The 20,415-nt window shown below is 73.5% G+C and carries 20 protein-coding genes; 9 read left to right on the top strand and 11 right to left on the bottom strand.

Translation table 11 applies throughout. The features are described 5' to 3' along the window. Positions 1–26 precede the first annotated feature (26 nt). Positions 27–497 carry a nitroreductase/quinone reductase family protein gene (locus ABTX62_RS32900; protein WP_352119592.1) on the bottom strand — a complete coding sequence of 157 codons (471 nt, stop codon included), beginning with the start codon at positions 495–497 and terminating at the stop codon, positions 27–29. Then, positions 494–1,810 (bottom strand): acyl-CoA dehydrogenase family protein, encoded by a 1,317-nt coding sequence (locus tag ABTX62_RS32895; RefSeq protein WP_352119591.1) that lies wholly within the window; start codon positions 1,808–1,810, stop codon positions 494–496. Before ABTX62_RS32895 ends, ABTX62_RS32900 begins: the two co-directional genes overlap by 4 nt. A gap of 102 nt (positions 1,811–1,912) precedes the next feature. Between ABTX62_RS32895 and ABTX62_RS32890 the strand changes: the two genes are divergently transcribed. The 3 genes from ABTX62_RS32890 (at position 1,913) to ABTX62_RS32880 (ending at position 4,611) form a co-directional block, all read left to right on the top strand. Then, positions 1,913–3,082 carry a thiolase C-terminal domain-containing protein gene (locus tag ABTX62_RS32890; protein ID WP_352119590.1) on the top strand — a complete coding sequence of 390 codons (1,170 nt, stop codon included), beginning with the start codon at positions 1,913–1,915 and terminating at the stop codon, positions 3,080–3,082. An 81-nt stretch (positions 3,083–3,163) separates the two neighbouring features. Next, the gene (locus tag ABTX62_RS32885) at positions 3,164–3,589 is read left to right on the top strand and encodes a pyridoxamine 5'-phosphate oxidase family protein (RefSeq protein WP_352119611.1); all 426 of its coding nucleotides are present in this window, start codon (positions 3,164–3,166) and stop codon (positions 3,587–3,589) included. A 341-nt stretch (positions 3,590–3,930) separates the two neighbouring features. Then, entirely contained in the window at positions 3,931–4,611 is a 681-nt protein-coding gene (locus ABTX62_RS32880; RefSeq protein WP_352119589.1) for a pyridoxine/pyridoxamine 5'-phosphate oxidase, read from the top strand. Between the two features lie 104 nt (positions 4,612–4,715). Here the strand turns inward: ABTX62_RS32880 and ABTX62_RS32875 are convergent, their stop codons facing one another. The 5 genes from ABTX62_RS32875 to ABTX62_RS32855 form a co-directional block, all read right to left on the bottom strand. After that, positions 4,716–5,618: a GNAT family N-acetyltransferase gene (locus ABTX62_RS32875; protein WP_352119588.1), complete on the bottom strand. Its 903-nt coding sequence runs from the start codon at positions 5,616–5,618 to the stop codon at positions 4,716–4,718. Positions 5,619–5,677: 59 nt separating this feature from the next. Further along, complete coding sequence (locus ABTX62_RS32870) at positions 5,678–5,890, bottom strand: DUF4287 domain-containing protein (protein ID WP_352119587.1); 213 nt, start codon at positions 5,888–5,890, stop codon at positions 5,678–5,680. Positions 5,891–5,998: 108 nt separating this feature from the next. Beyond that, positions 5,999–6,628 carry a GNAT family N-acetyltransferase gene (locus ABTX62_RS32865; RefSeq protein WP_352119586.1) on the bottom strand — a complete coding sequence of 210 codons (630 nt, stop codon included), beginning with the start codon at positions 6,626–6,628 and terminating at the stop codon, positions 5,999–6,001. Between the two features lie 227 nt (positions 6,629–6,855). Next, positions 6,856–7,299, bottom strand: coding sequence for a Zn-ribbon domain-containing OB-fold protein (locus ABTX62_RS32860; RefSeq protein WP_352119585.1), 444 nt, complete (start codon positions 7,297–7,299; stop codon positions 6,856–6,858). Then, positions 7,299–7,748 (bottom strand): DoxX family protein, encoded by a 450-nt coding sequence (locus ABTX62_RS32855; protein WP_352119584.1) that lies wholly within the window; start codon positions 7,746–7,748, stop codon positions 7,299–7,301. The genes ABTX62_RS32860 and ABTX62_RS32855 overlap by 1 nt, the downstream gene beginning before the upstream one ends. A 320-nt stretch (positions 7,749–8,068) precedes the next feature. On the opposite strand from ABTX62_RS32855, the gene ABTX62_RS32850 reads away from it, so the two are divergent. The 4 genes from ABTX62_RS32850 to ABTX62_RS32835 all read left to right on the top strand — a co-directional run bounded on the left by ABTX62_RS32850 (position 8,069) and on the right by ABTX62_RS32835 (position 13,082). Further along, entirely contained in the window at positions 8,069–9,274 is a 1,206-nt protein-coding gene (locus ABTX62_RS32850; protein ID WP_352119583.1) for a flavin-containing monooxygenase, read from the top strand. Between the two features lie 137 nt (positions 9,275–9,411). Beyond that, positions 9,412–11,637, top strand: coding sequence for an acetate--CoA ligase family protein (locus ABTX62_RS32845; RefSeq protein ID WP_352119582.1), 2,226 nt, complete (start codon positions 9,412–9,414; stop codon positions 11,635–11,637). Continuing rightward, the gene (locus ABTX62_RS32840; protein ID WP_352119581.1) at positions 11,637–12,428 is read left to right on the top strand and encodes an enoyl-CoA hydratase/isomerase family protein; all 792 of its coding nucleotides are present in this window, start codon (positions 11,637–11,639) and stop codon (positions 12,426–12,428) included. The genes ABTX62_RS32845 and ABTX62_RS32840 overlap by 1 nt, the downstream gene beginning before the upstream one ends. Before the next feature lie 42 nt (positions 12,429–12,470). Further along, on the top strand, positions 12,471–13,082 hold the full coding sequence (locus tag ABTX62_RS32835) for a flavin reductase family protein (RefSeq protein ID WP_352119580.1): 612 nt from the start codon (positions 12,471–12,473) through the stop codon (positions 13,080–13,082). 174 nt (positions 13,083–13,256) lie between these two features. Here ABTX62_RS32835 and ABTX62_RS32830 read toward each other — a convergent pair whose 3' ends face one another. Beyond that, on the bottom strand, positions 13,257–14,558 hold the full coding sequence (locus tag ABTX62_RS32830; RefSeq protein ID WP_352119579.1) for an MFS transporter: 1,302 nt from the start codon (positions 14,556–14,558) through the stop codon (positions 13,257–13,259). 71 nt (positions 14,559–14,629) lie between these two features. On the opposite strand from ABTX62_RS32830, the gene ABTX62_RS32825 reads away from it, so the two are divergent. Further along, positions 14,630–15,643, top strand: a complete 1,014-nt coding sequence (locus tag ABTX62_RS32825; protein WP_352119578.1) for a GlxA family transcriptional regulator — start codon at positions 14,630–14,632, stop codon at positions 15,641–15,643. On the opposite strand, the gene ABTX62_RS32820 is transcribed toward ABTX62_RS32825, so the two are convergent. The 3 genes from ABTX62_RS32820 to ABTX62_RS32810 form a co-directional block, all read right to left on the bottom strand. Next, complete coding sequence (locus ABTX62_RS32820) at positions 15,633–16,682, bottom strand: Zn-dependent alcohol dehydrogenase (protein WP_352119577.1); 1,050 nt, start codon at positions 16,680–16,682, stop codon at positions 15,633–15,635. The genes ABTX62_RS32825 and ABTX62_RS32820 overlap by 11 nt on opposite strands. Further along, positions 16,682–17,830: an acyl-CoA dehydrogenase family protein gene (locus tag ABTX62_RS32815; protein WP_352119610.1), complete on the bottom strand. Its 1,149-nt coding sequence runs from the start codon at positions 17,828–17,830 to the stop codon at positions 16,682–16,684. Before ABTX62_RS32815 ends, ABTX62_RS32820 begins: the two co-directional genes overlap by 1 nt. Positions 17,831–17,941: 111 nt before the next feature. Beyond that, complete coding sequence (locus ABTX62_RS32810) at positions 17,942–18,856, bottom strand: SDR family NAD(P)-dependent oxidoreductase (protein ID WP_352119576.1); 915 nt, start codon at positions 18,854–18,856, stop codon at positions 17,942–17,944. Positions 18,857–18,960: 104 nt separating this feature from the next. Between ABTX62_RS32810 and ABTX62_RS32805 the strand changes: the two genes are divergently transcribed. Then, positions 18,961–19,887: a cyclase family protein gene (locus ABTX62_RS32805; protein ID WP_352119575.1), complete on the top strand. Its 927-nt coding sequence runs from the start codon at positions 18,961–18,963 to the stop codon at positions 19,885–19,887. Positions 19,888–20,415 lie beyond the last annotated feature (528 nt).

The raw sequence follows: 20,415 nt of genomic DNA, 5'->3' as shown, positions 1-20,415 counted from the left end.
TGCGCCCTTCTTGTACCTCTCTCCCCCTACCTCCGTACGAGCCGGAACACCCGGATCTCCCGCTCCACTCGCGCCTGGTACGTCGCGTACGGCGGCCAGAACGCCAGCAGCGCCCGCCACGCCGCCGCCCGCTCCTCCCCCGCCAGCAGCAGGGCCGTGACCGGGATGTCCTGCCCCTTCCAGTTGACCTCGGCGTCGGGATGAGCGAGCAGGTTGTGACTCCAGGCGGGGTGCCCCGGCCGCCCGAAGTTGGACCCGACGACGATCCAGGCGCGCCCGCCGTCCTCCGCCATACAGGCCAGCGGCGTACGCCGGGCCAGCCCGCTCCTCGCCCCGGTCGAGGTCAGCACCACACCGGGGAGCAGTTGGGCGCTGAGCAGCACCCTTCCCCGGGTGAGCCGGTGCACGACCCGGTCGAGGGCGGGCACCACATGCGGCGCCACGCGGGCGAAGCCCCTCGTCGACGACATCTTCTGCACCACGCGCGCGCCCCTCATGTGCCGGCCTCCTCGAAGACGTGTGCCGCGTCGGCGGCGTGCGCCCGCAGCCGGTGCACCGGCCCGAACAGCAGCTCGTCGCCCGCGGCACGCTTGAAGTACAGGTGAGCCTCGTGTTCCCAGGTGAACCCGATGCCGCCGTGCAACTGGATCCCCTCGGCGGCGGCGCGGCGCAGGGCTTCGAGCGCCTGGGCGAGGGCGAGGCCGCCGGCCGTGTCCTCGGGGGCGCGAGCGGGAGCGGGGGCCGGGGCGGGCGCGTGGGCGGCGGTGGCTTCGGCGGCGGGGCCGACGGTGGCTTCGGCAGCGATGGCGCACACGGCAGTGGCATCTGCGGCCATGGCATCCGCGGCCATGGCTTCGGTGGTGGCCCAAGCCGCGTAGTACGCCGCCGAGCGGGCCGCCTGCACCTGGACATACGCGTCGGCCAGCCGGTGCTTGACCGCCTGGAAGGAGCCGACCGGCCGCCCGAACTGCTCGCGCCGCGCCACGTATGCGACGGTCCGCTCCAGCACCCGGTCGGCGGCCCCCACGGCCTCGGCCGCGAGACAGGCCGCGGCCGTGTCACCGAGCCGGGCGAGGGCGGTCAGGACGTCCACGGCCTCGCCGCCCAGCAACTCGGCCGGGGTGTCGCGCAGTTGGATGCGCCCCTGCGGACGGGTCGCGTCCAGCGCCGTCTGCCGGGCACGTGTCAGACCGGCGGCGTCACCGCTGACGAGGAAGGGCAGCACCCGGGACCGGGCGAACCCCCCGGTGTGCGCGGCGACCACCAGCAGGTGAGCACTGTGCCCGTCGAGGACCTGCTCGACCTGCCCGTACAGCCGCCAGCCGCCCTCCGCCCGCCGGGCCTGCACTCCCCCGGCCCGTCCGCCGCCCGCCCACCGACCGCGCCGGTCGTGGCCGGTGAGCGCGAGGGCGGTGGCGAGGGCCGCCCCCGGCACGGCGAGGGCGGCGGTGAGGTGGCCGGAGGCGATGGGCGGCAGCAGTGCGGCGCGCTGGGCGCCGGTGCCGAGGGCCAGCAGCAGCGGGGCGGTGAGCACGGCGGTGGCGAGCAGGGGCGTGGGGGCGAGGGCCCGGCCCGTCTCCTCGCAGGCCAGTGCCAGTTCGGTCGCCGAGCAGCCGACACCGCCGTAGGCCTCGGGGAGGGCCAGGGCGGGCAGGCCGAGCCGTTCGGCGAGGGTGGCCCACAGGGCCCGGTCGTGACCGGCCGGGGTGTCGACGGCGGCCCACAGCTCCTCGGGACCGCACCGCTTGGTCAGCAGTTCGCGCAGGGTGCGGCGGATCTCGTCCTGTTCGTCGGTGAAGCGGGCGTCCATGGGGCACCTCTCTCCGCAGCTGACGGTGTGTCATATTAGGTCGGCGGATCAGGGAAGCCCAGAGTCCTGCCACTCCCGCATATCTGATGTACCGTCAGATTCATGGTGGCCAGGAGGAGAGCGGCCGTCGTCGGCGTGGCCTTGTCGGACTGCGGCCGCCTGGACGACGCGACCCCGTACGCCCTGCACGCCCAGGCGGCCCGCCGCGCCCTGGCCGACGCGGGCCTGGACCGGTCACTGGTCGACGGCTTCGCCTCGGCGGGCCTGGGCACCCTCGCCCCGATCGAGGTCGCCGAGTATCTGGGCCTGCGTCCCAGCTGGGTCGACTCCACCTCTGTGGGCGGATCCACCTGGGAGGTCATGGCGGCCCACGCGGCGGACGCGATCACGGCCGGGCACGCCCGCGCGGTGCTGCTCGTGTACGGCTCGACGGCCCGCGCGGACGTCCTCGCGGGCCGCCGCACCGGGACGCTGTCCTTCGGCACGCGAGGCCCCTCGCAGTTCGAAGTCCCCTACGGCCACACCCTGATCGCCAAGTACGCCATGGCGGCCCGCCGCCACATGATCGAGTACGGCACGACGATCGAGCAGCTCGCGGAGGTGGCGGTGCAGGCCCGGGCCAACGCGGCCCTCAACCCGGAGGCGATGTTCCGCACCCCCGTCACCGTCGACGAGGTGCAGGCCGGCCCCCTGATCGCGGACCCCTTCACCAAACTGCACTGCTGCGTCCGCTCCGACGGCGGGGCCGCGGTGCTGCTGGCGGCGGAGGAGTACGTACGGGACTGCCGCACCGCACCGGTGTGGGTGCTGGGGACGGGAGAGGCCGTCTCGCACGCGTCCATGTCGGAGTGGCCGGACTTCACGGTCTCGCCGGCGGCGGTAAGCGGGCGGCTGGCGTTCGAACGAGCGGGGGTCCGGCCGTCGGAGATCGACTTCGCCGAGATCTACGACGCGTTCACCTACATGACCCTGGTGACACTGGAGGACCTCGGCTTCTGCGGGAAGGGCGAGGGCGGGGCGTTCGTGGAGAAGGGGCGGCTGCGGGTCGAGGGCGGTGCGCTGCCGGTGAACACCGACGGCGGCGGGCTGTCGGCCCAGCATCCCGGGATGCGCGGGCTGTTCCTGCTGGTGGAGGCGGTGCGGCAGCTGCGCGGGGAGTGCGGGCCGAGGCAGGTGCGGCGGAGGGACGGCGCACTGCCCGGGCTGGCGGTGGCGTCGGGGACGGGGGGTTGGTTCTGCTCGTCGGGGACGGTGGTGCTGGGGGCGGGCTGATCGGCCGCGAACCGGGGGGAACACGCGCGCGGCGTCACGGCGTTGAACCGAGTGATGACCGTTCTGCCGAAGGAGACCGTGGTGGCCCTGACCCGCGAAGAACGCGAACAGTTCCTGGCCGAGCCGCACATCGCGGCGCTCGCGGTCGACGCGGGGGCGGGCCGCGCCCCGCTCACCGTGCCTATCTGGTACCAGTACGAGCCCGGCAGCGACATCTGGATCATGACCGGGCGCGACTCCCGGAAGAACGAGCTGATCGGTGCGGCGGGCCGGTTCTCCCTCATGGTGGACCGGGTCGAGCCCACGATCCGGTACGTGTCCGTGGAGGGGCCGGTGGTCGACACGGCCCCCGCGACCCTCGAACAGCTCCGGGAGATCTCGGCACGCTACCTGCCGGCCGACAAGGTCGACGGCTACGTGGACTTCGCCTGGAAGAACCACGGGGCGCAGCTGGTACTGCGGATGCGGCCCGAGCGGTGGGTGTCGTCGGACCTGGGGCAGGTGTGACCCACTAGGGCTCCGGATGGCGCCGGGGGTGCCGGGGCCCTGGTGGTGCTGAGGGTGCCTGTGATGCCGGGATGGGCCGGGGGCCCGGTGGTGCTGAAAGGCGCCTGACTGGTGCCGGGATAGGCCAGGGGCCCGGTGGTGCTGAAAGGCGCCTGACTGGTGCCGGGATAGGCCAGGGGCCCGGTGGTGCTGAAAGGCGCCTGACTGGTGCCGGGATGGGCCAGGGGCCCGGTGGTGCTGAAAGGCGCCTGACTGGTGCCGGGATGGGCCAGGGGCCCGGTGGTGCTGAAAGGCGGGCTGATCTGGTGCCTGGCGGTGCCGGGGGCGGTGACAATCGAGGCATGGCAACCGATCTTCACGAGCTGCTGAGGTCACTGCGGGTCTGGGACCCGGAGGTCACCGACCTGCCCTCCTTCGACCCGGCCACCGCCCCGGCCGCTCCCCTGCCCCTCTTCGCCGAGTGGTTCGCGGCGGCGGTGGCGGCCGGCCAGACCGAGCCGCACACCATGTCGCTGGCGACCTCGGACGAGTCGGGCCTGCCCGACGTGCGGATCGTGATGCTGCACGGCGCGGACGCCGACGGCTGGTCCTTCGCGTCCCACGCCGGCAGCCGCAAGGGCCGGCACCTCACCGGCCGGCCGTACGCCGCGCTCGGCTTCTACTGGCCGGTGCTGGGCCGCCAGGTGCGGGTACGCGGCCCGGTGTCGGCGGCCCCGTCCGCGGAGGCCCAGGGCGACCTGCACGCCCGCTCGACGGGTGCGCTGGCAGCCGCGCTGACCGGACGCCAGAGCGAGGTGCTCGCCTCCCTGGACGAACTGGCCCGCGTCTCGGAGTCGGCGTGGGAACGGGCCTCACGGGAACCGGAGGCGCCGGTGCCGTCCTGGACGCTGTACCGGCTGCGGGCGGAGGAGGTCGAGTTCTTCCAGGGCGACGAGCGCCGTCGGCATGTCCGGCTCCGCTACCGGCGGGACGGGGAGGAGACGGCCGCGGAGGAGTGGTCGCGGGAGCTGCTCTGGCCGTGAGGGGGCGTTTCGCGCGACCGACGCCCGCCACCTGACCGACGGCCTCGGAATCAGGACCTCGGTTCCGGGTCGTCCGGCCCACGGCCCGACCCGCCGAAACGGCCTCAGCCCGTGAAGTCGTACACCTCGAAGTCCGCCACCGGGCGGTAGCCGATGCGTTGGTAGAGGCTGTTGCTGGTCGGGTTGGCCAGGTCGGTGAAGAGGAGGACCTCGTCCGCTCCACCGGCCAGGGCGGCACGGCTGACCTCGGTCGTGGCCGCGCCCGCGTAGCCGCGGCCGCGCAGGTGGGACGGGGTGTAGACGGTCGCGACCCGGAGCTGGCCGGCGACCTGCGGACCGGTGCCGGCCATGGCGACGGGGACGCCGTCGGGGGTCTCCCAGAAGATGACGTCGCCGCTGTCGATACGGGCGTCCGCCCACTCGGCGGAGTCGCCGGCGGTGCCTTGGCCGACGGACTCGCTGAACTCGTCGTACCAGCGGACGAGTCGCTCGCGGTCCGCTGCGACCGCGACCCGGGGTCGGCCGGGCGGTACGGGTCCGGGCGCGGTCAGGGTGCCGAGCCGGTAGAGCCGCTGGCGCCGGCGGAGGGTCGCTGTCACGCCCGTGTGCCGCTGCCAGGCCCCGGCGAAGGCGGCGGCGGTGTCGCACGGCGCGTTCACGCCGGGTGGGCGGTGCCCGAGGGCGGCCAGCCGCGCGGCGAGGGCGTCGGCGTCCCGGGGGGTGAGGGCCGTGAGGTTGAGCCAGTGCGGCGGGGTGCGGAAGAAGGTCGCCCGGACGGCGCCGTCGCGTTCCAGCAGGCCGAACTCCGGCGCTCCGGCGCCGTACACGCTCCGGCCGCGCGTGCGCAGCGTCTCCGTGACCGTCAGCGGCACGGTGTGCAGCGCCGGCCGGGAGCGGAGGAAGGCGCCCGCGCGGGTCAGGAAGTCGTCGAGGTCATGGGTGAGGCGCCAGCCACCGGTTTCGGTGTCGGTCGCGGTGCCTGTGCCTGTGCCTGTGCCTGTGTCCATGGTTCATGGTGCCGTGGGCGGCCTTCGGGGCACGCCCCATTTTTCGCGGGCCGTCCGGCTCAGGTGCCGCTGTCCTCGGCGAGCGTGTGCGCCACCAGCGCGTTGGCGTGGCCGTGTCCCAGGCCGTGCTCGGTCTTGAGCCAGGTGACGAGCTCCATGTGCCGGGTCAGTGGCGAGCTGCGGATGAGCTCCTGCCAGTCGGCGATCGGCCGGCCGTACTTCTTCTCGATGGACGGGAAGTAGCTGGCGGGGCCCTTCACGGGTGCGGTCATCTCGGCCGGTCCCTTCTCTTCTCTGCGGTTCCGCAGCGGGGATGCCGCGGTCGCCGGGTAAGACCGGCCGTGCCGCACGAACTGATCGCCCCTTCGCGGTGGCGCGCGTCACATGCCCGTGTTCCGCCCGTCCGGCCCTGCCGGCTCCGGCTCCGGGTCCGTGGCCAGGCGTGCGTGCAGATGGGCGTCCCGGAACGCGTCGTGGCGGCCTTCCTGGAAGACCGCGCCGCGCAGGGTGCCCTCGTAGGAGAACCCGCACCGCTCGGCGATCCGGCACGACGCGTCGTGTCCGACCGCGTGATCCAGCTCCAGTCGGTGCAGCCCGAGTTGTGTCAGCGCCCAGCGGGCGGTGAGCAGGAGGGCCCGGGTGGCGACGCCTTGGCCGCGGGCCTCGGGCAGGACCCAGTAGCCGACCCGGGCGACCTTCAGGTGGTACCTGATCTCGTTGACGCCGATGTGCCCCAGTGCCGTGTCGGTGCGCGCGTCCGCGATCCGGAACGACACCGACGTTCCCTCCAAGGCGCTGCTCGCCCGGGCGAGCAGCGCCTCCCGCGCGCTCGCCCGGTCCGTGACCGGTCTCAACGGGGTGTTCCAGTGCCGGAAGTCCGGATCCCGCATGCCGCGCAGCCAGGTGTCGACGTCGGCACCGGACCCCGCGTCCCAGGGGCGCAGACGGAGGCCGTGGCCGTGGAGATCCGGGTGGGAGCCGGTCAGGGACCGGTCGCGTATGGGGGCCATGGGTCCCATTCAAACCCGCGGTGCGGAATTCGGGGCGCCGGGACGGAGAGAACACGGTCACCACCGGGCCCGGCTCCCCGGACGATCGGGGCGCGACCGCCAAAGGCATCCGGTTGGGCCCCAGGACGCCACCCTCCCTACCGCCCAGCCCTTCCGATCAACGCGGCCCGGCCAACGGCAGCGGCTCCGGTCCGGTCCGGTCCCGGGGCTGGACCCTGCGTACCGCCTCAACGCGGCCCGGCCAACGGCGGCGGCTCGGGACGGGACACCGTCCGGAACACCGGGACGCCCTCCCGGAACGCCACCTCCAGCTCCGCTCCGCCCGACAGGTCCGGCTCCTCGCCGAGCGGGTGGCCCTCCGCCCCCACGATCTCCGTCATCATCCGCGGGCCCTCGGCGAGTTCGACCACGGCGGCGACGTAGGGGACACGGTCCGGGAACGGCGGCAGGTCGTTGCGGTGGACGACGGACCACGTGTAGAGCGTGGCGTGGCCGCTCGCCGTCTCCCACCTCACGTCCTCGCTCCAGCAGTGGGGACAAAACTCGCGCGGATAGTGGTGGGCCCGGCCGCAGGCCCCGCAGCGGCGGATCAGCAGCCTGCCCTCGGCGGCCGCGTCCCAGTACGCCCGGGTGAAGGCGTCGGGTTCGGGCAGGTCGAAGCGGGCGGTCATCAGAACAGGCCCAGGGCGCTGTCCAGCGACCACGTCTGCCAGGACATCCCGAACAGCCCGACCACCGACATCAGCGCCATCATCGAGTTCTGCCCCTGTTCGGCCACGTCGTGGACCATGAGCGTGAAGTAGAGGGTGTTGAGGAGGAATCCGCCGACCAGGGCGACCGGGGTGAGGAAGCCGGTGATCAGGCCCAGGCCGAGGGCCAGTTCCGCGTGGACGACGATGTACGCCATCGCGCGCGGGTGGGGTGCGACGACCGCCTCGAAGCCCGAACGGACGGCGCGCCAGCGGTGTTCGGCGGCGATGCCGGCCGCCCACGCGATGCCGGTGCCCCGTTCGAACCAGGCCTTGCGGTCCTTGTGCCGCCAGCTCTCCAGCCACCACAGCCCCAGCCCGATCCGCAGCACGGCCAGCCATTCCGCCCCGGTGAGCCAGATCGTGTCCATGCGATCTGACGGTACGTCAGATCTGTCGATGCGCAAGCCCCGGCGAGAACGTCCGGGACACCGTGCACACCCCGCCGCGGGCACCGGCCCGGGAGGCCGCGCCGCGCGGATCACCCGGGAGGCCGGCCGCCGGCTCGGCCGACCGGGATCGCCGCAGACCGCCGACACGGCCGCCGGCACCAGAAACCATCACCTGCCCACCACAAGCAGGCCTGCGCACCACAAGCCCCTCCCCCTCCCTCCGCAGCCGTGATCAATCCGCAACCAATTCCGGTCTTGACCGAGACCCATCAAGCAGTCCCGTGATTACGCTCCCGCTCATGGCCGACTCCACACCCCCCACACACGCCTCCGCGCAGCCCCCGCCCGACCGCCCCGTCTACGTCATCGGCGGCGGCCCCGGAGGACTCTCCGCGGCGTACGCGCTGCGCGCCCGGGGCATACGGGCCGTCATCCTGGAGAAGTCCGACCGCGTCGGGGCGTCCTGGCGCCGCCACTACGACCGCCTGCGCCTGCACACCACCCGCCGCCTCTCCGCCCTGCCCGGCCTGCCCATGCCCCGCCGGTTCGGGCGGTGGGTGTCCCGGGACGACGTGGTGCGGTACCTGGAGAAGTACGCCGAGCACCACCGCCTCGAGATCGTCACCGGCGTCGAGGTGTCCCGGATCGAACGCTCCCCCGACGGCACGGGCTGGCTGCTGCGCGCCACCGGCGGCCGGGAACTGACCGGGGCGGCCGTGGTCGTCGCCACCGGCTACAACCACACCCCGCGCGTGCCGGACTGGCCCGGCCGGGCCGCCTTCACCGGCGAGTTCCTGCACGCCGGGCAGTATCGCAACGGCAAGCCCTACGCCGGCCGGGACGTCCTCGTCGTCGGCGCCGGCAACACCGGTGCCGAGATCGCCGTCGACCTGGTGGAGAGCGGTGCCGCCCGGGTCCGGCTCGCCGTGCGCACCGTCCCGCACATCGTGCGCCGGTCGACGGCCGGCTGGGCCGCCCAGTACAGCGGCGTCCTGGTCCGCCGGCTGCCGGTCGGCCTGGTCGACCGCGTCTCCCGGGTGCAGGCCAAGGTGGCCGTGCCCGACCTGTCGGCCCACGGGCTGCCGCGTCCCGACACCGGGCTGTACTCGCGGGTGCGGCAGGGGGCGATCCCGGTGCAGGACGTCGGCCTGATCGACGCCGTGCGCAAGGGCACGGTGGAGATCGTGGCCGCCGTGGGCGGCTTCGAGGACGGCGGCAAGATCGCCCTGGCCGACGGCACCCGGATCTCCCCGGACGTCGTGATCGCCGCCACCGGGTACGTCCGCGCCCTGGAGGACCTGGTCGGCCACCTCGACGTGCTCGACGACCGCGGCAGGCCCGTCGCCCACGGCGCCCGCACCCCGAGCAACGCCCCCGGCCTGTACTTCACCGGCTTCACCAACCCGATCAGCGGCAATCTCCGCGAGATGGCGCTCGACGCGGTGAAGATCGCGAAGGCCGTCGCGAGGAACGACTCCGGGGGCGCGTCCCGGCTGCCGTTCTGAAGCCTCGCTTCGCGGGCGAGCCGCCCGGCTGACCGTTCGCACAACTTCACCCGCTCGCACCGTTCCTGACGTCGCATCAGTTCAGTAATCTGACAAGGCGTCAGTTAGCGGCTGTCTCACAGGAGCGGGCGGAAACGATGCTCGGATCGACTCACGGCACCCTCACCACCGACTCCCGACGGGCCCGGGCCATCGCCTGTGGCGAACGGTCCGGGCCCGTCGTGCACGGCAGGCCGGCCCAGCCGGACGACCTCGACGTCAGCGGGCGGCCGCTGCACACCGACACCCCCGACCTGGACCGCTTCTTCCGACCCCACTCCGTCGCCGTGATCGGCGCCTCGGACGCCGAGGGGCGCCCCCACACCGGCGTCACCCGCCGCCTGGCCGACTGGACGGAGCGCGTCGGCGCCCGGCTGTACCCGGTGCACCCCGCCCGGCCGTCCGTCTTCGGCATCCCCTGCTCCCCTTCCGTGGCCGACCTGCCCGAGCAGGTCGACCTGGCGGTGGTGCTGGTCGGCGACCCCCTTCCGGTGATCGAGCAACTGGCCGAGGCCAAGGCACGGTTCGCGGTCGTCTTCGCGTCCGGGTTCGCGGAGACCGGGCCGCAGGGCGAGGCCGCCCAGCGGCGGCTGGCCGCCGCCGTCGAGCGGTCCGGCCTGCGGCTGCTGGGGCCCAACACCAACCTCAACGCCTTCGAGCGGTTCCGCGAGGACCTGGAGGGTCCGGCGATCGCGTTGATCACCCAGTCCGGCCACCAGGGCCGCCCCCTCTTCGCCCTCCAGGAACTCGGCATCCGTCTCTCCCACTGGGCGCCCACCGGCAACGAGGCCGACCTGGAGAGCGCCGACTTCCTCTCCTACTTCGCCGAGCAGCCCGAGGTCGGCGCCATCGCCTGCTATCTGGAAGGCCTCAAGGACGGCCGTTCCTTCCTGCTCGCCGCCGACCGGGCCGCCCGGCGCGGCGTGCCGGTCGTCGCCGTCAAGGTGGGGCGTACCGAGACCGGCGCCCGCACAGCCGCCTCCCACACCGGCAAGCTGACCGGCGCGGACGCGGTGGTGGACGCGGCGCTCCGGCAGTACGGCGTGATCCGGGTCGACGGGCTCGACGAACTCCAGGACACGGCCGCCCTGCTGGCCCGGGCCCGCCCGCCACGCGCCGACGGGGTCGTCCTCTACTCCATCTCCGGTGGCACGGGCGCGCACGTCGCCGACCTGGCGGCCGGGGCGGGACTGCGGCTGCCGGTGCTGTCCGAGGCCAAGCAGGCCGAGCTGCACCAGTGGATACCCGAGTACCTGAGCGTCGCCAACCCGGTCGACAACGGCGGCCACCCGGTCGGCGACCACCGCGGCCGGAAGATCATCGACGCGATCCTCGCCGACCCCGGTGTGGGCGTGCTGATCTGTCCGGTCACCGGCCCGTTCCCCCCGCTCAGCGACCGGCTCGTGCGCGACCTGGTGGACGCGGCCGAGCAGACCGACAAACTCGTCTGCGTGGTGTGGGGTTCCCCGGTCGGCACCGAACCGGCCTACCGTGAGGTCCTGCTCGGATCGTCCCGCGTGGCCACCTTCCGCACGGTCGGCAACTGCCTCACCGCCGTGCGCGCCTACCTCGCCCACCACCGTTTCACGGCCGGTTACCGCTCCCCCTTCGACGAGGCCCCGCGCACCCCTTCGCCGTCCTACCGCAAGGCGCAGGCCCTGATGCAGCCCGGCGGGCAGCTCAGCGAGCACGCGGCGAAGCAGCTGCTGCGGGCGTACGGCATCCGCGTACCGCGCGAGCAGCTGGTGACCAGCGCGGCGGCGGCCGTCCGCGCGGCCGGGCTGGTGGGCTACCCGGTGGTGATGAAGGCCTCCGGTGCCCGGATCGCCCACAAGACCGAGCTGGGCCTGGTGAAGATCGGGCTGACCTCGGCCAGCCAGGTCCGGGACGCCTACCGGGAGTTGACGGACATCGCCCGCTACGAGGACGTCTGCCTGGACGGCGTCCTGGTGTGCCAGATGGTGGAGCCGGGCGTCGAGATGGTCGTCGGTGTCACGCACGACGACCTGTTCGGCCCGACCGTGACCGTCGGGCTCGGCGGCGTGCTCGTCGAGGTGCTGCGCGACACCGCCGTGGGAGTGCCGCCCTTCGCGGAGGAGCAGGCGCGGGACATGCTCTCCGGGCTGCGCGGGCGGGCCCTGCTCGACGGGGTCCGGGGGCGGCCGGCGGCGGATCTGGACGCGCTGGTCGAGGTGGTCCTGCGGATCCAGCGCATGGCACTGGAACTCGGCGACCAGGTCGCCGAACTGGACATCAACCCGCTGCTGGTCCTGCCCCGGGGGCAGGGTGCCGTGGCGCTGGACGCACTGGTGGTGTGCCGCTGATGACGGAGGCCGCTGTTCTGCGCACGACCGGCGTCCATGTCCTCACCCTCACCCTGAACCGGCCCGAGAGCCTCAACGCCCTCACGGCCGGACAGCGCGAGGAGATCATCCGGCTGCTGTCGGAGGCGTCCGCCACGGCGGACATACGCGCGGTCGTGATCACGGGCAGGGGTCGCGGCTTCTGTTCCGGGGCCGACCTGCGGGGCACCGGCCCGACCGGCGAACGCCTCCCGGGCGATGTCGCACGCACCCTTCGCACCGGCGCCCAGCGCCTGATCACCGCCGTCCTCGACTGCGAGAAGCCGGTGATCGCGGCGGTGAACGGCACGGCGGCCGGCCTCGGGGCGCACCTCGCGTTCGCCTGCGATCTGGTCCTGGCGGCCGCATCGGCCCGCTTCATCGAGGTGTTCGTCCGGCGTGGCCTGGTCCCCGACGGCGGCGGCGCCTATCTCCTGCCCCGTCTCGTCGGCCCGCAGCGTGCGAAGGAGCTGATGTTCTTCGGGGACGCCCTCTCCGCCCCGGACGCCGAACGCCTCGGGCTGGTCAACCGGGTCGTCAGGGACGAGGAGCTGGAGAAGACGGCACGGGCGTGGGCCGAGCGGCTCGCCTGCGGCCCGACCCGCGCCCTGGCTCTGACCAAGCAGCTCGTCAACGCCTCGATGGACACCGACCGGACCACCGCCTTCGCCGCCGAGGCCGCCGCGCAGGAGATCAACATGACGACGGCCGACGCGCAGGACGGTGTGCGGAGCTTCGTCGAGCGGCGGGACCCGCGGTTCAGAGGCCGCTGACCCTTCCCATCTGACGAGTCGTCAGTTTCAATGACCGTTGTGATGGGACAAGCAGGGATGGCCGAAGCCGCCGTCCGCTACCTCAGGTCGAACCGCACACCCGCCCGGGAGCATGTCGACGCGCTGCCGCGCCCCGAGCTGCGCTGTGTCGCCGAGGACGAGCGCGCCCCACTCGACCCGCGTGAGTTCCGCCGTGTCCTCGGCACCTTCCCGACGGGCGTGGCGATCATCACGGCACCGCCCGCCACCGACGGCGACTCCCCGGCCGGCTTCGCCTGCCAGTCCTTCACGTCCCTCTCCCTCGCTCCGCCCCTGGTGGCCTTCATGGTCGGCCGCACGTCGACGACGTGGCCGCGCATCGCCCGGGCAGGGGTCTTCTGCGTGAACGTCCTGGGCGCCGGGCAGGGCGAGTTGTGCCGGGCGTTCGCGGTGAGCGGCGCGGACAAGTTCGCGGGCGTCGCCTACGACGCGGCGCCGGTGTCGGGTGCGCCGCGCCTGGCGGGTGCCGTGGCGTGGATCGACTGCGCCGTCCACGCCGTCCACACCGGCGGCGACCACCTCATCGTGGTCGGCGGGGTGACCGCCCTCGGCACGGAGGACACCGGAGACCCGCTGCTGTTCCACCGGGGGCGCTTCGCGCGGCTGGCGGACTGACGCCCGAGCGGGTCCCCCGTCCCCGCCCCGGTGGACCGTGGACACGCAGGACCGCGGAAGGCCGACAGTGAGCCGCATGAGCACCGAGGGCAGAGCGCGGGAACCACCCGAGCACGCCCGGGTCGGCCTCGCCGGGCAGCGCGGACGAGGCACACGCCGAAGCGGCGCCCCGGTTCAAACCGGCGCCACCGCGCCGTCCGCTCTCCGCCGGATCACCAGCGCCATCAACGCCGCCGCCGCGCACAGTGCCCCCGACGCGTACCACATCACGTCGTACGTGCCGAAGGTGTCGCGGGCGACGCCGCCCAGGAAGGCGACGGCGGCGGCGCCGATCTGGTGCGAGGCGAGGACCCAGCCGAACACGATCGCGCTGTCCTCGCCGTACTGCTCGCGGCACAGGGCCAGGGTCGGCGGGACGGTGGCGACCCAGTCGAGTCCGTAGAAGACGATGAAGAAGATCATCGGGGGGTGGACCGTCGGGCCGAGCAGGAGCGGGAGGAACACCAGGGACACGCCCCGCAGCGCGTAGTAGACCGCCAGCAGGCGGCGCGGCTCGAAGCGGTCGGTGAACCAGCCGGAGGCGATCGTGCCGACGACGTCGAAGACGCCGATGACCGCGAGCAGGGAGGCCGCGGCCTGGACGGGCATGTGGACGTCGTGCGCCGCGGGGATGAAGTGGGTCTGGATCAGGCCGTTGGTGGAGGCGCCGCAGATGGCGAAGGTGCCGGCGAGCAGCCAGAACGGGCCGGTGCGCACGGCGGAGAGCAGGACGGTCACGGCCCGGCGGGCAGCGCCGGGGACGGGTGGGGGCTTCGGCACGAACGCGGTGGCACCGTACGGCTTCTGGCCCACGTCCGCCGGGTGGTCGTGCAGCAGGAGCCAGACGAACGGCACCACCGCGAGGGCGGCGAGGGCGACCGTCACCGCCGCCGGGCGCCAGTCGTACCGGTCGATGATCCAGGACAGCAGGGGCAGGAAGATCAGCTGGCCGGAGGCCGAGGCGGCGGTGAGGATGCCGCTGACCAGACCGCGCCGTTCGGTGAACCAGCGGTTGGTGACGGTCGCCGCGAAGGCCAGCGCCATGGAGCCGGAGCCGAGACCGACCAGCAGGCCCCAGCACAGCATCAGCTGCCAGGCGGCGGTCATCCACACGGTGAGCCAGGAGCCGGCCGCGATCACGGTCAGGGCGACCGCGACGACCCGGCGGATGCCGAAGCGGTCCATCAGGGCGGCCGCGAACGGGGCCGTCAGGCCGTAGAGCGCGAGATTCACCGAGACGGCGGCGCCGATCGTGCCGCGCGACCAGTCGAACTCGTCGTGCAACGGGTCGATGAGCAGGCCCGGCACGGAACGGAAGGCGGCGGCGCCGATGATCGTCACGAAGGTGACGGCGGCGACGAACCAGGCGCGGTGCACGCGCCCACGAGTCGGCTTCGGCGGCTGCCGGACGGCCGCCGCATCGGTTGTCTGGGTCACGACATAGAGCTTCCGGCCCGCCGCTCGCTCCATCGAGTGGCCCGAAGGACAGCATTCGTTAGGATCGGGCCATGCGCCGTGAGCCGGAGTTCCGCCCGCACCGGGTCGTCGTCCTCGCCCTCGACGGCCTGCTCCCCTTCGAACTGGGCATCCCGCACCGCATCTTCGGCCGCCCGAGGGACGCCCGGGGGCGCCTGCTGTACGACGTCGTCACGTGCTCGATCCGCCCGCCGGGACCGGTGCGGACCGACGCCGACTTCGCCATCCAGGTCGAGCACGGCCCGGAGCTCCTGGGCACCGCCGACACCGTGATCGTCCCGGCGTCGTACGAGCTCGGACCGGTCTTCGAGCAGGGCGAGCTGACGGGCGAGCTGGCCGCCGCCCTCGCCCACATCCGCCCCGGCACCCGGCTCGCCTCGATCTGCACCGGCGTCTACGTGCTCGCCGCCGCCGGTCTCCTCGACGGCCGCCCCGCCACCACGCACTGGGCCGACGCCGACCGGTTCCAGCGGCTCTTCCCGCAGATCGAGGTCGACCCGGGTGTCCTGTTCATCGACGACGGCGACGTGCTGACCTCCGCGGGTGTCGCGGCCGGCATCGACCTGTGCCTGCACATGGTGCGCCGCGACCACGGCGCGGCGATCGCCAACGACGTGGCCCGCCGCACGGTCGTACCGCCGCACCGCGACGGCGGGCAGGCGCAGTACATCGCGCGGCCCGTGCCCGACCCGCAGCAGGCTTCCACCACCGCCGCCCGCGCCTGGGCCCTGGGCCGCCTCCACGAGCCGATCCAGCTGCGCGACATGGCCGCCCGGGAGGCCATGTCGGTCCGCACCTTCACCCGCCGCTTCCGCGAGGAGACCGGCGTCAGTCCCGGTCAGTGGCTCACCCAGCAGCGCGTGGAACGGGCCCGCCACCTCCTGGAGGCCACCGACCGCTCCGTCGACCAGGTGGCCCGGGACGCGGGCTTCGGCACGGCCCAGTCGATGCGCCAGCACCTCCAGACGGCCCTGGGCGTCACGCCCACCGCCTACCGGCGGACGTTCCGGGCGGAGAACGACACGGCCGCCGCCCTCAGAAGGTGAGCACCGCCCGCGCCACCCGCCCCGCCTCCGCGTCCGCCGCCGCCTTCTCGAAGTCCTCCACGGGGTAGGTCCGGGTGACCAGTTCGTCCAGCAGGAGGCGTCCCTGACGGTACAGGCCGGCGTACAGGGCGATGTCCCGCTGCGGGCGGGAGGAGCCGTAGCGGCAGCCCAGGACGGACTTGTCGAGGTACAGCGAGGAGACGCGGAAGGACGCCTCGGCCGTGGCCGGGGGCACGCCGAGCAGGACGGCCTGGCCGTGCCGGTCCAGGGAGTCGATCGCCCGGCGGATCAGCTCCACGCGGCCGACGCACTCGAAGGCGTGGTCCGCGCCCGTGGGCAGGAGGTCGCGCACGCCCTCGGCCGAGGTGAGGAAGTCGGTCGCGCCGAACCGCCGGGCCATCTCCTCCTTCGCCGGGTTCGCGTCGACGGCCACGATCCGCCCGGCGCCCGCGAGCCGGGCCCCCTGGAGCACGTTCAGGCCGACGCCGCCCGTCCCGATGACCAGGACGCTGTCGCCGCGGTCCACCCGCGCCCGGTTCAGTACGGCGCCCACCCCCGTCAGCACTCCGCACCCGATGAGCGCCGCCGACGTCAGCGGAATGTCGTCGGGGACGCGGACCGCCTGAACGGCCTTGACGACCGTGCGCTCGGCGAACGCCGAGTTGGACGCGAACTGGTGCACCGGGGAGCCGCCGTGGCCGAACGGCCGGCCCGGGCGTCCGATGGCCTGCCGGCACATGGTCGGCCGGCCCCGGTCGCACTCCGCGCACGTGCCGCAGTTCGCCAGGGTGGACAGCGCCACGTGGTCCCCCGGCGCGACATGGGTGACGCCCCCGCCGACCGCCTCCACGACCCCGGCCCCCTCATGGCCCAGCACCACGGGAACGGGGAACGGAATGGTCCCGTCCATCACCGACAGATCGCTGTGGCACAGTCCGGCCGCCGCGATCGCGACCCGCACCTCGCCCGGCCCCGGCTCGCGCACCTCCAGGTCCGTCACGACCCGGACCCGTTTCCCGTCGAAGATCACGCCTCGCATCACACGGCCCCCTTGGGCTCCCTGGGCAGGCCGAGCACGCGCTCGGCGATGATCGTGCGCTGGATCTGGTCCGAGCCGCCGTAGATCGTGTCGGCCCGGGAGAACAGGAACAGGTGCTGTGCCGCGTCCAGTTCGTACGGCGACCGCGCCGACCAGTCGGACGGACCGACGCTCGCCGCGGCGCCCCGCACCCGCACCGCCAGCTCCCCGAGTCGCTGGTGCCAGCCGGCCCACAGCAGCTTGGCCACGCTCGGGGCGCCCGCGTCCCCGCAACCGCCCAGGGTGCGCAGGGCGTTCCAGCGCATCGTGCGCAGCTCGGCCCACTGCCGCACGAGCCGCTCCCGTACGACGGGGTCGCGCACCGCGCCCGACTCGACGGCCGCCCGCACCACACCGGCCAGTTCCTCGGCGAACCCGATCTGCTGGGCCAGCGTGGACACGCCCCGCTCGAAGCCGAGCAGGCTCATGGCGACGCGCCAGCCGTCGCCCTCGCCGCCGACGACGTGTTCCGCGTGCGCGCCGTCGAAGAAGACCTCGTTGAAGTCGCTGGTGCCCGTCAGCTGCCGGATGGGGCGGACCTCGATCCGGCCCGGCTGGTCCATGGGGACGAGCAGGAAGGTCAGCCCGTGGTGGCGCGCCGAGCCGGGTTCGGTCCTGGCCAGCACGAAACACCAGTCCGCCTCGTGCGCGAGTGACGTCCAGATCTTCTGCCCGGTGACGCGGTACGCGCCGCCGTCCGGCCCGCGCACGGCCGCGGTACGGATACCGGCCAGGTCCGATCCGGCGCCGGGTTCGCTGTACCCCTGGCACCACAGCTCCTCACCGCGTGCGATCGGTGGCAGGAACCGGGACTTCTGCTCCTCGCTGCCGTGCGCGAGGAGGGTGGGGGCGAGCAGGTTCTCCCCGATGTGCCCGGAGCGCGGGGGCGCGGCCGACCGCGCGTACTCCTCGGCCCAGACGACCTGCTGGGTGAGGGTGGCTCTGCGGTTGCCGTAGCCGTCGCCGTCCCACCCGAGCCCGATCCATCCGGCCGCGCCCAGGGTGCGCTCCCAGGCGCGGCGATCACTCGTGCCGTGGGCGTGCGCGCCGAGCCAGGCCCGAGCCTCGGCACGGAAGTCCTCGTCGTCTCGTGTGAGTCCGAAATCCACGATCGCCGCCTCGCTGTCGATGTGCGGTGGAGCCATGTCCTTCAAGGGCGCGGGGAACTGCGCGAACCACCCCGACGAAGCCGCACCCGCCGAACCTCTCGAACCCCCGGGCTACCGGGCGTTGGGCCGCGCTCCCTCAGCCGCCGCCCTCTCCATCCCCGCCACCCGCTCCAGCATCGGCATCGGATCCACCCCCACCGACCCGGGCAGACACTCCGCGATCCGTTCCGCGGTCCACCCGCCGGAGGCGTACGCGGCGCGCAGTTCCCTCGGCTGTGCCCACACCGCGATCTTCGCCCCGGCCACCGTGTACACCTGCCCGGTCACCCCCTGCCGGGCGGCGGCGTCGGACAGCAGGTACACCACCAGCGGGGCGACGTCCTCCGGCTCCCCGATCTCGGCCAGTTCCGTCGGCACCCCGGCCGACATCCGGGTCCGCGCGACCGGCGCCACCGCGTTGGCGGTCACCCCGTACTTGTGCATCCCGAGCGCGGCGCTGCGCACGAGCGAGATGATCCCGCCCTTGGCGGCGCTGTAGTTGGCCTGCGACACCGAGCCCTGGTGGTTGCCGCTGGTGAAGCCGATGAGCGTGCCGGAACGCTGTTTCCGCATCACCGCGGAGGCCGCCCGGAACACCGTGAACGTGCCCTTCAGATGGGTCGCGACGACGGGGTCCCACTCCTCCTCGGTCATGTTGAACAGCATCCGTTCGCGCAGGATCCCGGCCACGCACACGACACCGTCCAGCCGCCCGTACGACGCCAGCGCCACGTCGACGACGCGCTGCCCGCCCGCCATCGTGGAGATGTCGTCGGCGACGGCCACGGCCTCGCCGCCCGCCGCCTCGATCTCCTTGACCACGGTGTCGGCGATCTCGCTCGCCGGGGAGGCGCCGTCGACGGAGACGCCGTAGTCGTTGACGACGACCTTCGCCCCCTCGGCCGCCGCCGCGAGGGCGACCGCCCGGCCGATGCCCCGCCCGGCACCCGTGACGGCGACCACCTTGCCCGCCAAGAAGTTCCCCACGCCCGGCCCCTTCCCGTCCCACAGTTTCTGACGGACCGTTAGAAACTCGTTGCCCGAATTCTACGACCCGTCAGATACGCGCGGGCAAGCCCCGGGGAGGACTCATGTCGCTGCCGGACGTGTTCCACGACATCGCCGAGCGCGTGAACAACTGGGGCCGTTGGGGGACCGGCGACGAGATCGGCACGCTGAACCTGATCACCGACGAGGTGGTCAGGGAAGCCGCGGCGACCGTCCGCACCGGCCACCGGGTCCCTCTCGCCCTGCCCCTCCAGCGGGACGGCGTGCAGACGGGCATGATCCCCGGCCGTGTCGACCCCCTGCACGCCATGGTGCAGATCAACCAGGAGATCTTCGGCCCGGGCACGGTCGCGTGCAGCGACGACGTGGTGACCATGGGACTGCAGGCGGCCACCCACTGGGACGCCCTGCCCCACGTCTCGCACTCGGGCCGGCTGTACAACGGCCGCCCCGCCCACACCGTCACCCCGCACGGCGGCGCCGGGTTCAGCGGCATCGGCACGGTCCGGCACGTCGTCTCACGCGGGGTGCTGCTGGACGTCGCCCGGGCTCACGGCACGGACCGGCTCGACGGCGGACACGCGGTCACACCCGAGGACCTGGACATGGCCGAGGAGTTGGCCGGCACACGGGTGCGCGCCGGTGACATCGTGCTGGTGCGGACCGGGCAGATCCGGAGCTGCCTGACCGGGGACCGGCACGGCTACGCGTATCCGTCGCCGGGGCTGTCGATCCGCACGCCGGAGTGGTTCCACGCGCGGGACGTCGCCGCCGTCGCCAACGACACCCTCACCTTCGAGGTGTTCCCGCCCGAGGTGGAGAACCTCTGGCTGCCGGTGCACGCCCTCCACCTCGTGGAGATGGGCATGCCACAGGGCCAGAACTGGAATCTCGAAAAGTTGTCCACAGCCTGTGGAGAAGCGGGCCGGTACGCGTTCCTGCTGACGGCGACCCCCGAACCGTTCACCGGGGCGACCGGTTCCCCGGTGGCACCCGTGGCCGTCCTGTAGGCCCCGCACGCCCCGGGCCGCCACCCGCTGGGCGGCGGCGCCGCGCTGCCCGCCCCGAGCCCGGCAGCGCGCGCCGCCACCCGACTCCGGCGCTCCCGCCCCGACTTCCTGACCCCGAGGAAGCCGACGCCGAACAACGACCCGCACTCGACGAGGACTGCCGTCCACCGAAGCCCTCGTCGTCCCCTCACGGCGAATCGCTGCCCACCAGCGTGAGCACACGGTCACGACGGGTCAACACCCGATCGGCGAGATGTCGCTTATGCGGCCTTTGCCATGGGCGCGCACGGAAGCACATCCCGGCGCATCACCGCACACCCTGACGAAATCGGCCGTCGCCCTGCCTCCGTGCCCCACCCCCGCAGCACAACCCCGCGGCATGTGCCGTCGCACTCCGCACGCCCGACGGGCCCGGACAGCGGGGTCCCGCCGCCCTAGTGCCGCGGCAGGCAACGTTTGCCCGTCAAGGAGCGGCGTCCGGTGCGTGCTCTCGGCGTGCCGGGTGCAAGCCCTCGTACTGGGTGTACT

This window comes from Streptomyces sp. NPDC096046 (assembly GCF_040303285.1).
In the GTDB taxonomy this organism is placed as follows: Bacteria; Actinomycetota; Actinomycetes; order Streptomycetales; family Streptomycetaceae; genus Streptomyces.
The sequence above is the reverse complement of the archived record's forward strand: the minus strand, read 5'-3'. Positions and strand labels throughout refer to the sequence as shown.